At 48.5% G+C, this 15,158-nt stretch carries 12 protein-coding genes and 2 pseudogenes; 11 read left to right on the top strand and 3 right to left on the bottom strand.

Annotated features, from left to right (window positions below):
- Window positions 1-348 (top strand): annotated as a pseudogene (locus tag H567_RS0119760) (ISKra4 family transposase); the annotation flags it as partial.
- A 128-nt stretch (window positions 349-476) separates the two neighbouring features.
- On the opposite strand, the gene tnpC reads toward H567_RS0119760, so the two are convergent.
- The 3 genes from tnpC to tnpA are packed head-to-tail and all read right to left on the bottom strand — an operon-like array spanning window position 477 to window position 2,758.
- On the bottom strand, window positions 477-2,045 hold the full coding sequence (tnpC, locus tag H567_RS0119755) for an IS66 family transposase (protein WP_161626663.1): 1,569 nt from the start codon (window positions 2,043-2,045) through the stop codon (window positions 477-479).
- Between the two features lie 60 nt (window positions 2,046-2,105).
- Window positions 2,106-2,438, bottom strand: a complete 333-nt coding sequence (gene tnpB, locus H567_RS30175; RefSeq protein ID WP_028322721.1) for an IS66 family insertion sequence element accessory protein TnpB — start codon at window positions 2,436-2,438, stop codon at window positions 2,106-2,108.
- A complete protein-coding gene (gene tnpA / locus H567_RS26185) occupies window positions 2,426-2,758 on the bottom strand; it encodes an IS66 family insertion sequence element accessory protein TnpA (RefSeq protein ID WP_035255405.1) in 333 nt (110 codons plus the stop codon). The genes tnpB and tnpA overlap by 13 nt, the downstream gene beginning before the upstream one ends.
- A gap of 153 nt (window positions 2,759-2,911) precedes the next feature.
- Here tnpA and H567_RS28085 point away from each other — a divergent pair.
- The 10 genes and pseudogenes from H567_RS28085 to H567_RS30325 form a co-directional block, all read left to right on the top strand.
- Window positions 2,912-3,217: pseudogene (locus H567_RS28085) on the top strand (IS1634 family transposase); the annotation flags it as partial.
- A gap of 675 nt (window positions 3,218-3,892) precedes the next feature.
- Window positions 3,893-5,224 (top strand): group II intron reverse transcriptase/maturase, encoded by a 1,332-nt coding sequence (gene ltrA / locus H567_RS0119730; protein ID WP_208598434.1) that lies wholly within the window; start codon window positions 3,893-3,895, stop codon window positions 5,222-5,224.
- 623 nt (window positions 5,225-5,847) lie between these two features.
- Window positions 5,848-7,299, top strand: coding sequence for an FAD-binding oxidoreductase (locus H567_RS0119725; protein ID WP_028322719.1), 1,452 nt, complete (start codon window positions 5,848-5,850; stop codon window positions 7,297-7,299).
- Between the two features lie 19 nt (window positions 7,300-7,318).
- A complete protein-coding gene (locus tag H567_RS0119720; protein WP_028322718.1) occupies window positions 7,319-8,593 on the top strand; it encodes a (Fe-S)-binding protein in 1,275 nt (424 codons plus the stop codon).
- A gap of 6 nt (window positions 8,594-8,599) precedes the next feature.
- Complete coding sequence (locus tag H567_RS0119715) at window positions 8,600-10,183, top strand: FAD-binding oxidoreductase (RefSeq protein WP_035255403.1); 1,584 nt, start codon at window positions 8,600-8,602, stop codon at window positions 10,181-10,183.
- A 448-nt stretch (window positions 10,184-10,631) separates the two neighbouring features.
- Entirely contained in the window at window positions 10,632-12,260 is a 1,629-nt protein-coding gene (locus H567_RS0119710) for a class I adenylate-forming enzyme family protein (RefSeq protein ID WP_028322716.1), read from the top strand.
- 141 nt (window positions 12,261-12,401) lie between these two features.
- Window positions 12,402-13,670 (top strand): ABC transporter substrate-binding protein, encoded by a 1,269-nt coding sequence (locus H567_RS0119705; protein WP_051185147.1) that lies wholly within the window; start codon window positions 12,402-12,404, stop codon window positions 13,668-13,670.
- Between the two features lie 50 nt (window positions 13,671-13,720).
- Window positions 13,721-14,587, top strand: coding sequence for a branched-chain amino acid ABC transporter permease (locus H567_RS0119700; protein WP_028322714.1), 867 nt, complete (start codon window positions 13,721-13,723; stop codon window positions 14,585-14,587).
- Window positions 14,588-14,591: 4 nt separating this feature from the next.
- Complete coding sequence (locus H567_RS30330; RefSeq protein WP_153306287.1) at window positions 14,592-14,840, top strand: hypothetical protein; 249 nt, start codon at window positions 14,592-14,594, stop codon at window positions 14,838-14,840.
- Between the two features lie 151 nt (window positions 14,841-14,991).
- The coding region (locus H567_RS30325; protein WP_492211722.1) for an IS1634 family transposase N-terminal domain-related protein at window positions 14,992-15,158 on the top strand (167 nt) is incomplete at its 3' end.

Here is a 15,158-nt window from a genome sequence, read left to right as displayed (position 1 = left end):
AAGGGAGAGGTGGGCACAGTCATTGGCGGGATGAAACGCATGCAGCCCGCCAACGACGCCGCAAAAGAGTCCATACGCAAAACCATTCATTACCTCGAAACCAACAAGAATCGCTTCAATTACCATGGGGCACGCCGCGGCGGCTACGCCATTGGCAGCGGAGGCATCGAGTCCGCGAACAAGTTCATCTGCCACGTCCGGATCAAACGAAGCGGGGCATGGTGGCTGGTCTCAAACTGCAACAATATGCTCAAGCTCCGGTGCGCGCTGGTCAATGGTACCTTCGAACACCTCTTCGACAATCATAAGACAAGGGAAAAGGCTAAACGTCTTTCTAGAAATGCGTAATGCACCCGCGTCGGAGGTACCCACCTATTCCGGGTATTTGATTTGGTGTAGGATTCGATCAGAGTGGGAAACCGGAGCGTTGATGCTCTTTGAAGTTTGAGATTGGCGGCAGTGAGCCGGATGGGAGGTTATACTTTTGCGGAAGCACCCTGGCAGGCATCCGTTTTGAGCAACGGCTGCCAGCGATCAGGGAGCAGTTCCCGCAATTGGCTGACAGGATGGTGCATGATCCGGCGAAGCATATCGTCGAAGTACTCCCAGGGGTTGATATCGCGGGCCTTGCAGGACTGGATCAGACTCAAGAAAAGCGCCGTGGCCCTTGCCCCGCGCTCGCTCCCTGCAAAGAGCCAGTTCCTGCGTCCTAAGCAGAGAGGACGAATGGCCTTTTCCGCCGTGTTGTTGTCGGGCTTCAGCCAGCCGTTTTCGAGGTATCGCTTCAGGGCCTCTCTCTGGTTCAAGGTGTAGTCAATGGCCTTTCGCAGGGGCTCAGAGGGAATGGTCGCCGTTTTCAGTTCCTCGAGCCGGGCGAAGATCCCCTCGATGACCGGCGCAGCATGGATCTGTCTCGCATTGGAACGCTCAACCGGGTCAAGATCAATGCATTCTTTCTCAATCAGATACAGTTTAGCGATGCGGGCTATGATCTCTGTCGCTTCCTGCGGACGAGAGGATACCGCTTCATCGAACTTTCTGCGGGCATGAACCCAGCAGGCTACTTCGATGATTCCGTCTTGACGGAACAGTTCATCGTAGCCGCTGTAGGCGTCGGCATGCGCATAGCCCTGGTAGCCGGCCAGGAAATTCAAGGGCCTTTGCTTGCTTCGATCCAGGGAAAACTCGAAAACGACCAACGGGGGATCCGGTCCGCCGCGGACATAGACCCAGAGCCGGGCCTTTTTCACCTTCCCGCTGCCCTTGACCTGAAGCGGAATGATGGAATCGTCCGTAAAGAGGACGTCGGTTTCGAGCACGGCCCCTCTGAGCACATCTTCAAGGACCTTGACCGCCTCGTAAGTTTGCATGATCCAGCTGCTCTGGGTGGCCCGGGGGATGTCGACCCCCTCCCGCTCGAAGATCCCGTCCTGACGGTAAAGAGGCAGGTGGTCGGCGAACTTGCTGACAATGATGTAGGAAAGGAGCCCCACATCGGCCTTGCACCGCTCGATCGGATGGTCGGGCATGGGGGCGGTCAGCAGGCCCACCTCGGCTGTGCTGTCCGGGGAGACGTACTTGGGGCGTTTGTACACGTTGACGATCAGCTTGCCGGGACGGTACTCCAGCTTCTCGGAAACCTCGAAACCGATCTGCTTGAGGGGCTCGCCCGTTTCGGGACAGATCTTTTTCTCTTCGGGGATGTCCAGGAGGATCTCGACCCGTTCGAGGTGCTCAGGAATCGGCAGCCGGCCCGGATGGTTCCGTTTCGAGGTCTTCGGTTTGGCTTTCAGGGGCAGGCTGCTCTCGGGCAGTTCCACCAGGGGCTCACGGACACAAGGCTGATCGGATACTTCCATCAGCAGGGAATCGAACATGAGCTGATCGGGGTGGCTTTTTTCGGAACGCCGTCCATAGACCCGGCGGATGAGTTTCTCGACCTGATCCTGGAGCATGCGCAGGGACAGTTCCCTGGAACGGAGCTGTTTGGTCAGTTCCTGGATCTGAAGTTCCTGCTTTTGGATGAGCGCGATGGCTTCTGGCAAGGTCGATACCATGCCACGATATAAAGCATAAAATAAATCATTTGTCAATATTTATCTTTGTTAAACATAGCGTTTGCTTACTTTTTTTCGTGTAACCCCTTCAAGCAGGAGCATCAGTTGCCGGCGGTCAATCCGCCCGTCCAAGGCGGCCCGCTGGGGGAGGCTGAAACGCCCCCGTTCGAGCCGTTTCATCCATATGGCCAGGCCGTCACCCTCAAAATAGAGAATCTTGACCATGGTGCGCCGGCGGTTACAGAAGACAAACAGAGAGCCTGAAAGAGGATCGGCTCGGAGCTCGGAGCGGATCAAACCGCACAGTCCGTCAAAAGACCGGCGCATGTCGCAGGCAGACCGGTACAGATAAATATGGGTGACAGCGCTCAGGGCAAGCATGCGCCCTGACTGATTCTGGTAAGAGTTTCGATGATCGAAAGGAGCGTCGGCGGGTGGAACCCTTGGGGCACTTCAACCCATAGCTGGTCTCCCACATGGATCCGGATCGGGGTGTTCACTTCATTCTTAGCGGGAACCAGCTCAATAAATGCTCCGGGTTTCTGCTGGTGCCGAACGCCGGCTTTCAAGCGGCGGCGCCAGACATAAAACTGATAGATGCTGATTTTACGCTCGGCGCAGAAGGCTTTGATGGTCTGCCCACTCGCAGCCTGCGCCTGCATGATCCTGCTCCAATGCACCCGGCGATCTACTTGTGTCACGGGAAATCCTCCTCTGTATCTGATATGGCGGCGCTCCAGCCGCACGGCTCAGAAAGGGAAGATACCCGAGATCCGCTTGATTAAAAAGATGGGGGCTCTGACGCTTACCAATAATCTATCGCATGGTGTGTCTCATTTTCATTGACACATTCCGACTTCCACCAGTTGGAGCAGCGCGCCGATACACACCTGTTCATATCGGTGCTGGCCTACCACATCCTGCACGTCATTGAACATAAGCTGCGCCAGTGTGGCGACCATCGTTCATGGCTCACTGTCCGAGATATCCTCTCGACCCACCAACGCCTGACCATCGAGTTCAATGTCAAAGAACAGGATACGGTCCACCGCAAGCATCTGCGTCTCTGTAGCAGAGCTGAACCCGAACATCAGGAAATCTATCAGCACCTGCGACTAAAGGACGTCCCCATGCCGAAAAAAATCGTGACCGTAAAATAAGTAGTGACGATAAAATCGACTAACATGCTGAAATATCAGCTTTTAGAAAAAATGGCAAACTTGGGTTAAGGGAAAATGCACCCCCTGTGATCGGCTATTGCGCCAGGCCAAGCCTGGATCGAGAGGAAAGGAGGAATCCGATGCCTTCTTGAAACTTGAGAACGAAACCCAGTGGGTGAAAGCCCCACACGGCCAAAGCCTAGCCAGCAGGCCGCAAAGCGAGTCTTGGGCGGGGAAGGGTAACCCAGCCGCCAAGCGTAGACAGCGAGTGCGCGAGCTGTGTAATTGAGCCACGAAATCACGAGTTTGTAGGGCCAACGATGTTATCTGAATCGGATGGCAGCATCGGCTATATCGATAACGGCGAGATACAGCCGGCCTACCGGGGTCGTAGAGCAGGGCGAGCGTACAAGGGTTTCCCGGGAACCTGGGAGATCCTGCCGTCTCCTTTCGTAACACTCCCGGGAGGGTACCGGGCAAACAAACCCTGGCCCTCGCGGGGCGGCACGGAGCACTGCGGGGGAGCAAATAAGACCGTGCCGGAAGGTACCGCCGAGCGTAAGGAAAACGAAGTGAGGCGGGACGAGCGGCAGGAAGTCGGAGCATCCTGGTAGTACCTGCGAAGTTGGGGAACCAGTCCGAGGGACCCAACGGAGGGAAGCGGGATGTCGGGTCATGGAAACGTCCAAGGGAAAGACAGCAAACATGTCGAAGTTTGATCATGTCTCAACGAAACAAAGACGTATAGCGGAAATGGCGAAAGAGGCTCCGGATATGGCAATGAACCTTTCCCACTATATGGATCTGGAGTGGTTAAGGGAAGCGTACCGCAGGACCCGCAAGGATGGTGCCCTCGGAATAGATGGACAGACAGCAAAGGACTATGGAGAAAGTCTGGAAGACAATCTCCGGAATCTGATGGACCAAGCGAAGTCTGGCAGGTACCGGGCGCCGGCTGTGAAGCGGGTACACATCCCGAAGGATGCAAAGGGCAAAGAAACACGCCCGATCGGGATCCCGACTTTTGAAGATAAGGTCCTTCAAAGGGCGGTGGCGATGGCTCTCGAACCAGTCTATGAGCAGGACTTCCTGGACTGCTCCTATGGATTCAGACCGGGTCGGTCTGCTCACCAGGCCATAAAGACAATCAGGGAAGGCCTGATGGAGATGGAAGGCGGGTATATCATTGATTTGGATATCCGCAAATACTTCGATACCATCGATCATAGTCAGTTGCAGGAGATTTTTCGCCGACGGGTACGCGATGGTGTGTTTGTGCGTCTCATCGGAAAGTGGCTGAATGCCGGCGTGATGGAGCAGCATCAGATCACGTATCCAGAAAGTGGGGTTCCACAGGGAGGAGTGATTTCCCCGTGCCTCAGCAACGTCTACCTTCACGAAGTGCTGGATAAATGGTTCGAGACAACGGTGAAGCCCCGCATGAGAGGGAAAGCCTTCATGGTGAGGTTCGCGGATGATGCCCTGCTGGTATTCGAATGCCAGGAGGATGCGGAACGCGTGATGGCGGTACTTCCGAAAAGATTCGGCAAGTATGGGCTGAAGCTCCACCCGGAAAAGACCCGAACACTGAATTTCCGGCGGCCACATGATGGAGACGGCGCAGGGAAAAAGGAGACATTCAACTTTCTTGGGTTTACACACTTCTGGGCAAAATCCCGGCGGGGCTTTTGGGTCATCAAGCGAAAGACAGCAAAAGACAGGTTGGCAAGGTCCCTTAAACGCTTATCGGTCTGGCTGCGCAGGGTGCGCCACTGGCCTATAGCAGAGCAGCATAAAATGCTGAGCACAAAGATGCGCGGGCACATTCAGTACTTCGGGATCAAGGGCAATACACCTGCCCTCAGCAGGTTTATCTTCCTGGCCCGAGAGATCTGGCACAAGTGGCTTGGTCGACGATCCCACAAGGCTAAACGGAGATGGGATTGGTTCAACGAATTAGCGAAGCGGTTTCCGCTTCCTAAACCCACCGTCGCCCACCAGTGCTGAGGTCGCGTAGCAAAACCATGACCTGAGGAGCCGGATGCGTCAGTCGCGCATGTCCGGATCTGTGGGAATCCCGGGTCGGAAACGGCCCGGGATCACCCGGCACTTTCGCAAGCTGGTGAACCGGCCGTTGCGCCTTGAGCACTTTCAGCGCCACCTTGGCCTTAAATTGCTTGGTGAATCTCCGTCGCTTCGTCATTGTTGTCGCCCTTTCTTAACATTCTGTCGCACAAAACACAACATGTTGCGCAAATTGCGACATGCCTTTTCTATAAATATATTCAAAATGTTACGAAATTTTTTAAATTTTGTTGCGAATAAATCGACACTTTAATTTTCGAGGGCCTATCCTTTGAAATGTTCAATAGATTCTTTTCTGGGCTGATCTGATAAGTAAGTATTTAGAATAATATACATTGTTATGAGATTTATCCCTTGAGTTGATAAGGTCATAAAAATGGCATGCATTCTGCATTAAATGGAACTCGCCAATCTCTTTTCAGGTTCAGGCACGAGCGTCTGAGTTTCCTGGGGATTGAGCCAATGGTGCGTTGGTATGTGTTGATATAATTGGCACATCACATGAACATGTTTTATTTAAGCGAAGAAGTACAAGGAGAAGGCGCATGAGTCTCAAATACGAATTGTCGAAATTTGTCGGAGCTGAAAATGTTTCGGATGATCGTGAGACCCTGGATCACTATTCAAAGGATGAAAGCCTCCACCCCCCAGGAAGGCCTGGATATGTAGTGTATCCGGAAAACACAGTTCAGGTTCAGGAAGTTGTTAAATTTTGCAATGCGCACGCTCTGCCTGTTATCCCATGCAGTTCGAGAGTTCATTTTCGAGGGAGCACCATTCCCAAACAGGGAGGGCTGATTCTAGACTTCCAAAAGATGAACCGGATTGTTTCCGTTAATGAACGTAACCGGTTTGTGATGATCGAGCCGGGCGTGACCTGGGGCCAGATTCAGTCAGTGTTGACTGATATAGAATTAATGGTGAGTCCTCCATTGTTGCCGCATCCAGAACAATCCGTGGTGACCACATTTCTGGAAAGAGAGCCTTTGGTCATTTCGCTTTTTGAATATAGTGAGCCTCTCATGAGCATGGAGGTGGTGTGGCCCGAAGGAAGCCTTTTTAGAACCGGATCAGCCAGCGCTCCGAATTTTCCGAAAACCTTTGTGGAGGGAACAAACCCCATGGGACCCGGCACGCTCGATTTCTTCCGCCTCCTTCAGGGTGCCCAGGGCACAATGGGGATTGTCACCTGGGCCATGGTAAAGATCGAGTATCTGGCCCGTGAAAGCATGCCCTTCTTCATGGCCTTTGACCAGGTGGAAAAGGCCATTGAGGTGCTGTACCAGATTCAAAGGAAGAAAATAGGTTATGAATGCCTTCTTATGAATCAACTGGACCTGGCCTGTATACTGGCGGGAAAAAAGGAGGATATCGAGGCTCTCAAGAGGACGCTACCCCCATGGACCCTAGTGATCATTTTGAGGAGTGCGAGGAGAAGACCGCATGAAAAATTCGCCTACGAAATAGATGCGCTGAAGGAAATACAGTCCCGGTTTTACGGAATGAAAATGGAATCTTCATTGGCAGGATTGCCGAAGTCCGGAACTTATCTGGCAGAGGCCTTGAGAAGGCCCTGTTCCCATGGCACTTATTGGAAGCATCGCTATCAAGGCAACTGTGAAGAATTATTTTTCATAGCAAAGATGAGCAAGGTGCCGGAATTTGTTGATGCCATGCTCACGGTTGCCGGTCGCAAAGACTTCCCGGTTTCAAAGGTGGGCTGTTATGTGCAGCCGATTGAAAACGGACGTGCCTGTCACCTGGAGTTTGATCTTTTCTATGATAAGAAGAATCGGGATCAAGTCGATATTGTGAAAGCTTTGGTCAAGGATGCGTCTGAAAGCCTTTTGATGCGAGGTGCCTTCTTTTCACGGCCTTTCGGTTCTATTTCTGATTTGGTATACAGCAGGGCAAGTGAATATACTGCTGCCCTCAAAAAGGTGAAAGGGATATTTGATCCCAACAACATCCTGAACCCCGGCAATCTTTGTTTTTAAAATCAGGAGGTTAATATAAATGAACATCAATTATGATTTGGCAAGATACGAATATGACATGGACAAGTGCGTGGGCTGCAAGGGTTGCGTATGGGTGGACCACATCTATATGCCAGGTGTGAGGTTCGGGATTAAATGTCCCAGTAACATCTATGATCCCTTCGACGCCTATGCCTATGTGGGCAGGAGCAAAATCGGTCTGGCATTTCTCGAAGGGAGGCTTGATTATTCGGATAAATTGCTGGATGTGATTTATAAGTGCAACCTCTGCGGCGCGTGCGACGCAGGATGCAAGAGGAATCTGGATCTGGAGCAGATTTCCGTGTTGGAGTCGTTGAGGGCTAGGTGTGTAGCGGATGGAAAAGGGCCTCTGCCTGCACACAAGAAAGTGGCCCAAAACATTAAAGAGCAGGGAAACCGATTTGGGGCTCCTCAAAAGAAGAGGCTTCAATGGCTACCCGATGGCGCGATTTCCTCCGGAGTGGATCTCGTGTATTTTCCAGGATGCGCGGCAAGCTATATTGAAAATGAGATTGCAAAAGGAACCATCGAGATTCTGAAGTTGAGCGGCAAGGCTTTTACCACCCTGGGAGACAAAGATCATTGCTGTGGACATCCTCTGACTGAAGTGGGCATGATCGATCAAGCCAAAAAAGTTGCCGAGGCGAATATTCAGGCTTTAAAGGACACAGGGGCAACGACGGTTTTGACGAGCTGTGCTGAATGTTACAAAACCTGGAAAGTGGATTATCCCAAACTTCTTGCCAAGTCCACACAAGATATGGATTACAAAGTATTGCATCTTTCCGAGCTGGTGGATGAGATGTTGGAAAGCGGTGAAATCCGCTTTACCAAAGAAGTGAAAATGAAAGTGACGTGGCATGACCCGTGCCATTTGGGCCGGCAGAGTGAGCCATGGACACATTGGGAAGGCGATCGGGGAAAGTATGGCATCATGGATCAGCCTAAAGTGTATAGGAGAGGTACAGGGGGGATCTATCAAGCCCCCCGCAATATTTTAAAGCGGATTCCAGGCCTGGAGACGATTGAAATGCCCAGGACAAGAGAGAATACCTTGTGCTGTGGAGCCGGCGGCGGTACAAGAGAGGCCTTTCCAGACTATACGAAATTTATCGGGGTGGAACGAATTGAAGAGGCCGAATCCATTTCAGTGGAAGCCATTGTGTCCGGATGTCCTTACTGCAAAGAGAATTTCTTGACAGCCGGACAATCCGCCCAAAAAAGTATGAAGGTTTTTGATCTTTCCGAACTTATACTTATGGCATTGAGATAGGAGGAGATGATGGCAATATCAAAAGAAGCATATGAGGCGATTAAATCTATCGTTGGTTCCAGCTATATCAGCGATGATCCGGTTGTGGCGGAAGCCTATTGCGGAGGCAGAATGGGTCATGGCAAAGATTTGGCCATCGACAGGGAAATGAACAAGCTGCCCGCTTGCGTTGTCATGCCCCTGACAACAAAAGAGGTGCAGGCCGTTGTCAAGGTGGCCAATCGTTATAAGATACCTTACCTTCCGGCAAGCACTTATTGGGTAACCCATTGCGCAGCCAAAAGGGACGACCAGATTATCATCGACTTAAAAAGGATGCAAACGCTTGATATTGACGAAAAAAACATGTCTGCCACGGTGGGATCCGGCGTCATCTATTCCCAATTGCAAGAAGAGGCGATGAAGCGGGGGTTGTATATCACCGTACCGGGAGGTGGCGCCCAGGCAGCAATAATTCCAAATCATTTGACCTGGGGGCTTTCTCCTTTGAACTACCGGAACGGCTTGCCTTGCAGGAGAATTCTGGGCACAGAGTGGGTTTTGCCAAACGGGGATATCCTGCGTCTTGGCTCGCTAAGTATGAGTGATGATCCGTTTTGGGGCGAAGGCATAGGTCCTGATCTGCGAGGCTTGTTACGGGGGTGGACCGGTTGGTTCGGTGCGTTGGGGATCGTGACCCGGATGACAGTAAAGCTTTTGCCGTTCCAGCCTGAACCGCTAGAGAAATTCGGAATCACCCCGGACACAACTCTCCTTTTACCGACAAATCGCATGAAGTGGTACAATTTCAGGATGCCGGACCGGAACTCCCTGGTTGAAGCTATGTATGAAATCGGTAGGTGCGAAATCGGGGCTGCAGCCACTAAGGTCCCCATTTTTTGGCGCTATATTGCCCGTTCAAAGTCAAAGGAGGACTTCTGGGAACAATGGGGAACAAAAGATGCTGAAAACGATGTGAAAAACGATCACGTCTTGAGGGTTTTGCTGATCGGGTATACCTCTGAAGCGCAACTTGCGTATGAAGAACGAGTCCTGACTGATATCGTTGTTGATAAATACAAAGGGCAAACAGGAAGGACCCGGCAGAGCGATGAGTCGTGGATCAAAAACGCAGATTCTGCTGGCATGTGGTGGATGACTGGTGGTTATGTATCGGTAGAAGTGACAGTGGACACTATCGACTGCGCTGTCAAGGGTGGAGAAGGCCTGGCCGAATTGAAACGTAGATATACGCCGCCGTTAATGGAAGATTATGGTGATCCTGGATGGTTTCAAATCAGCGAACTGGGACATAACGGCTATTTAGAATTTTTGTGCTATTATGATCCAGATGATGAGGACATCAAAAAGACCGACGCTTGGGTATATACCGAAGTACCCAAATACGATATTCAGAACGGACTTTTTAACGGTTTCAAGATTTACGAAAGTCCCCTAGAGCTCACAGGAAAAGCCTATGGACCAAATGTTAAGGATTGGATGATAAAGACTAAGGCTGTGTTTGATCCCGAAAACCTCTCAAATCCGCCGGTGCCTGCCGACGTGGACGAGATGGTGGAAAAGGCCGACTGGCTTGAAAAAACCTGGTAATAACACGAAGCCATCGATTCCCTGTGTATATTTTCAGAAAAAGACAAAAGGGCGCTACAACCGCATTTAATGCGGGAAGATTGTTTCGAAATACAAAGTGCAAGAGGCAGGCGCGGGCATTGCTACAACCCCGTGCGTATATGGCCGAAATCGGCAAGAATCGCAAGACATTACTCTCCAAATTAGCCGGGCATTGAAAAGCCGTCCACTAAAAACATTGTGATTTCAGGTCGAACTCGAAAACCAGCATTATATTTTCGACCTGGATGGCATTACGATTAGCAAAATAAAAAAGTGACTTGCTCATGATCTAGGCCAAGAGGAGGTGTCAGCCAAGGTTCGTTCAGCCGCCTTCAGACATCTCGATAGGAAAACAGTCTCATCCTGAGTAGCACCACCACGTTCGAAATGGATCAGGCGAAAATAGCTCCTAATTTAGGAGAAAAATATGTCTGTTAAAAATTTGTACGAGCTTTTTGAAGAGAATGCGGAAAAGTTTCCTAAAAAAACAGCGCTGGTATATCTAGGGCACAAAGTAAGTTTCAATCAATTAAGAGATTTTATCGAAGGCTTTGCTGCTGGTTTGTATACTCTAGGTTTGAGCAAAGCCAGCAAATGTATAATTTATCTCCCAAACATTCCGCAATGGATTATTAGCTGGCTTGCCCTGCAAAAGTTAGGTTCGGTAGCTGTCCCCATTCCTCATATTTACACGCCGTATGAGCTAAAATATATTTCAAATGATTGCGGGGCGGAAGCGATCATCTGTATGGATACTAACTTTGGCTATGTCACTGAAATCATGCCTGAAACAGGTTTAAAGAAAATAGTTACTACTACAATGGGAGACATGCTTCCTTGGTGGCAAAGGCTGATTGGCAAAGCCTTTGACAGGTTTCCAAGTGGAAAGATTGTGTCGGGGCATGACATTTTTCCTTTCAAACGTCTCTTAAAGGGCGGGGCGGCCTCGTTGCAACCCCTTATGATAAACGGCGGAGAAATATGTGAAATACTTTATACTTCCGGGACGACTGGGCATCCGAAAGGGGTCCCTATATCGTTATCCTTGTTTTTGGAAAATGGAATCGAGCATAGAAAGGTGAGTGAACCTTTAGTGCCGATGGGTGAGGGAATCGTACTTCAGGGGTCTCCACTTTATCATATTCTGGGCCAGGCATTTGGATTAGTACCATTATGCATGACTGGTGACACACTGATATTGAAACCTCGCGTTAATTTAGACGCTTATTTCGAAAGCATTCAAAAATATAAGGTATCGCTTATGTCGGGTGTACCTGCTTTATACCGAGCTATTCTTGAGCATGATAGATTAAATTTCTACGATTTGAGTTCTCTTCAATACTGTATGATTGGCGGCGATGTAGTGCCAGTGGAAGTTCTAGAAAGATGGGAAAAAAAATTTAAGAAAGTCTTAAGCGAATCTTATGGGACCACAGAGACGTGCGGTGGGGTGGCTATGATCAATGCTGCCGAAAAGGCGCCAAAAGGATCGACAGGAAAGGTGGTGCGAACAAAAGACGTCAGACTAGTAGATCCTAATACCTTGGATTCTGTTCCTGACGGGGAACCAGGAGAGCTTTTGGTCTCATCCAAACATATGGTGACATCCTATTGGAATAACCCGGATGAGACAAAAAAGTGCTTTGTGAATATAGAGGGTAAAATTTGGTATCGCACGGGGGATATAGTGCGGATAGATAAAGACGGCTGGGTATTTTTTACAGATCGATCTGGTGACATAATAAAACACAAAGGATACCGAGTGTCAGCATCGGAAATAGAACAAGTGCTGCAAGAACACCCGGCGGTGATGGCGTGCTGTGTTTCAGGCGTATCAGACCCACGCGTGGGAGAGAGGATCAAAGCTTTTGTGGTACTTAAAGAGAATGTAAAGGGAGTCAGCGGATATGATCTCATTGCCTATTGTAGGAAAAGACTTGCGTCATACAAGGTCCCAGGTTATATCGAATTTCGCGACACGCTCCCAAAGTCGAAGGTTGGAAAACTGCTTAGACGTGAATTGCGGGCGGAGGAAAAACGAAGGGTTGAAAATTAGTGAAAATAGTATAAAAGCGAAAAAATTTAACGTGTAAAAGTAAAAATTTGATGCAATTTAAATTTATAAAATATTTGCAGCACATTGCAAAAAAAATATATTTTTCAGTTTTTTTTAAAACCCAATGAAAGGAGAATAGCAATGAAAAAGTTTTCTATGTTTATCTCAATGTTTTTAGTAATTGCGTATTTGATCTTTACAGTAGGTTTTGCTAACGCGACTGAACCTATTGTACTAGCATGGCCAACGACACTGGACTTCCCGGAGGGTTACCAGGGAAGAGATGCTGCGATAATGGCTACTGAAGAGATAAACAGTCAGGGAGGCGTAAATGTTGGAGGAGAAAAACGGCTTCTTAAAATTGAGGCCATCAACACAAGAGGGGCTCTCCCAGGGGTCCCTGTTAATGATGCACTTATGGCCTACAAACAGATTATTACCAGTAAGCAGCCTACATTCATCGTAGGGGGCGCCTATCGATCTGAAGTTCTCCTAGCGGCTATGGACTATGTGTCCGAAAAAAAGCTAATCCATATATCTTCGTATGCTATGACTCCAGTGTATAACAGTAAAATTTTAGAAAATTATGATAAATACAAGTATTTTTTTCGAGTGCAAGCAACTGCTATAGATTTTGCGAAATTATATCCTCAGGTTCTCGAGTCCCTATCAAGTCAACATGGACTGAAGAGTGCACATCTAGTTGTCGAAGATGCCAACTGGTCAGTTGCAACGGGAAAATTCGTAGAAAAATGGCTAAATGAAAATAATTGGGAAGTCACTGGTTTTGATAAGTTCCCAATAGGTGCGACTGATTATTCATCTGCTCTTAATAAAATAAAAAAGAATAAAGCAGATGTTTTAGTGTATGCTTTTTCGACTCCGCAATCTGCTATGCTTATGAAACAGTGGCATACGATGAAGGTTCCCTGTCTTCCTGTGGGCTATCTGGGTGCTACCGTAGGTCAAAAAGCTTGGGAGGCTTATGATGGGAAATTAGAGTATGTAGTTTCTATACCAATGGCAATCGGACATATTCCAATAAAGGCATGGCCAAAATCAGTTGAGTTCTATGATTCTTATAAGAAAAGATGGGGTTATGGTATAGAGGGTGGAAATTGTGTGTCAACAAGTTATGATGCCGTATATGTAGTAGCGGATGCGATTAACCGCGCCAATTCACTTGACACTGAAAAATTGATTAAGACTCTGGAGGAAACCGATATAACAGGGGCTATTGGAAGAATTAGGTTTGGGAAAGATCACAATGTTATTTTTGGAGTGGATCCGCAAATTGCAGCTATCGGTTGCGCGTTCCAGTGGATTGCACCAGGTAAAATGGTTCCTGTATTTCCTGCTAGTATCTCCGAAATGAATATTGTGCTTCCTCCATGGTTTAAAGAGAAGTGACAGTCTAAGATATAGTAACATTGAATAGGCCTGTATGTGGAGATGAATGTATGGACGTTATAGTATATGGTCTGGTCAATTCGATGACACTTGCCCTTATGGCGGTAGGTTTTAGCTTTGTTTTTGGTATAAGCCAGATTTCCAATTTTGCCCATGGGGCGTTTTATGTATTGGGAAGCTTTATCGCATGGGGATTTTATTCTGTATTAGGATTACCGTATCCGCTAGTCGTGTTGTTTACTATAATCTCAAACGGTCTTCTTGGCGCTTTTCTATTTTGGGTAGTAATCTATCGTTTAAGAGGGCAACCTATATTGGAAGTTATTGCGAGCTTTTCGGCAGGAATAGCTATACTCGAGTTTTTCCGCTGGGTTGGTGGAACAGGGTATTTTTTCAACCTTCCTACATTTTTTTCTGGAAGTATTGATATCGGTGACGTGACAATAGATTACCAACGCTTGGCTATTTGCGCTGTGGCAATTCTTTCAGTAGGTTTTCTCACCGTTTTCATCCATCACACAAAAATTGGCTTGGCCTGCAGAGGAATGGCGCAGGACGAAGAAACGGCCCTTTGCTTCGGGATCGATTCTGATCAAGTGGCTATGATAAGTATGGCCATTGGAGCGGCTCTAGTAGCCGTTGCGACCATTACAATTACGCCTATCGGATTTATATCTATAGACGAGGGATATCAGGTTATTATATTATCTCTTGCTGTTTGTGTTGTTGGTGGTTTGGAAAGCATTTTTGGGGTCATGGTGGCTAGTCTTATTTTAGGGTTTTCTCAGACTATTGTTACAACTTACATTGCATCCAATTTGTTGATGATTGTTCCATTGCTTGCGATACTTATTGTTTTAGCGATAAAACCTTCTGGGCTGTTTGGCAAATTTAAGGAACTTGAAGAAAGAGTGTGAGGAAGTGAAAAATAGAAAAGAGCGAATAGATAGAGGAATCAAGGCGAGGACCGATGATGTCTATGCCGTCTCTGGTCCTAAAGAGATCAGCTATATTCTTTTCCCCAGAATGTTGCTTGTCCTAGGGTTGATTATATCTTCTATTCTTGCAAACGAATACTGGCAGGAGGTTATCGTTAGTGCCTGTTTAATTGGCCTTCTTGCAGTGAGCTGGACCTTGCTCACTTCAGTCGGCCTGGTTTCCCTGGCCTGAGTTCCGGCTCAGTAGGCACTTTTTGGCCTCCGAAGCCGGATTTTCCTAATAAAATCAAGGGGGGCATCTGAAAAACCGCAAAAACCTGTAGTAACACGACTTGATCGTTATCATATTGACATGCTATGTGGTATATGGTAACCACGTAGATATGTTTATTCGAACGACCAAACGCAAAAATCGAGACGGCTCCGTGGTCGAGTACCTCCAGCTCGCGCATAACGTTCGCCACCCTGAGACGCACAAACCGACCGCCCAGATCATTCATAATTTCGGGCGGGCTGACTTGATCGACCGTGATGCCATGATGCGCCTGTG

Source organism: Desulfatiglans anilini DSM 4660, from assembly GCF_000422285.1.
Classification (GTDB): domain Bacteria; phylum Desulfobacterota; class DSM-4660; order Desulfatiglandales; family Desulfatiglandaceae; genus Desulfatiglans; species Desulfatiglans anilini.
Note: the sequence above shows the minus strand (reverse complement) of the source record. Positions and strands in the feature narration are given on the sequence as shown.

Bases quoted from the DNA above. Each gene is read 5' to 3' on its own strand.
- tnpB (WP_028322721.1), bottom strand. From the start codon at position 2,438: ATGCTTGCCCTGAGCGCTGTCACCCATATTTATCTGTACCGGTCTGCC.
- H567_RS0119720 (WP_028322718.1), top strand. From the start codon at position 7,319: ATGAACATCAATTATGATTTGGCAAGATACGAATATGACATGGACAAG.
- H567_RS0119710 (WP_028322716.1), top strand. From the start codon at position 10,632: ATGTCTGTTAAAAATTTGTACGAGCTTTTTGAAGAGAATGCGGAAAAG.
- H567_RS0119715 (WP_035255403.1), top strand. From the start codon at position 8,600: ATGATGGCAATATCAAAAGAAGCATATGAGGCGATTAAATCTATCGTT.
- ltrA (WP_208598434.1), top strand. From the start codon at position 3,893: ATGGAAACGTCCAAGGGAAAGACAGCAAACATGTCGAAGTTTGATCAT.
- H567_RS0119725 (WP_028322719.1), top strand. From the start codon at position 5,848: ATGAGTCTCAAATACGAATTGTCGAAATTTGTCGGAGCTGAAAATGTT.
- H567_RS0119705 (WP_051185147.1), top strand. From the start codon at position 12,402: ATGAAAAAGTTTTCTATGTTTATCTCAATGTTTTTAGTAATTGCGTAT.
- H567_RS0119700 (WP_028322714.1), top strand. From the start codon at position 13,721: ATGGACGTTATAGTATATGGTCTGGTCAATTCGATGACACTTGCCCTT.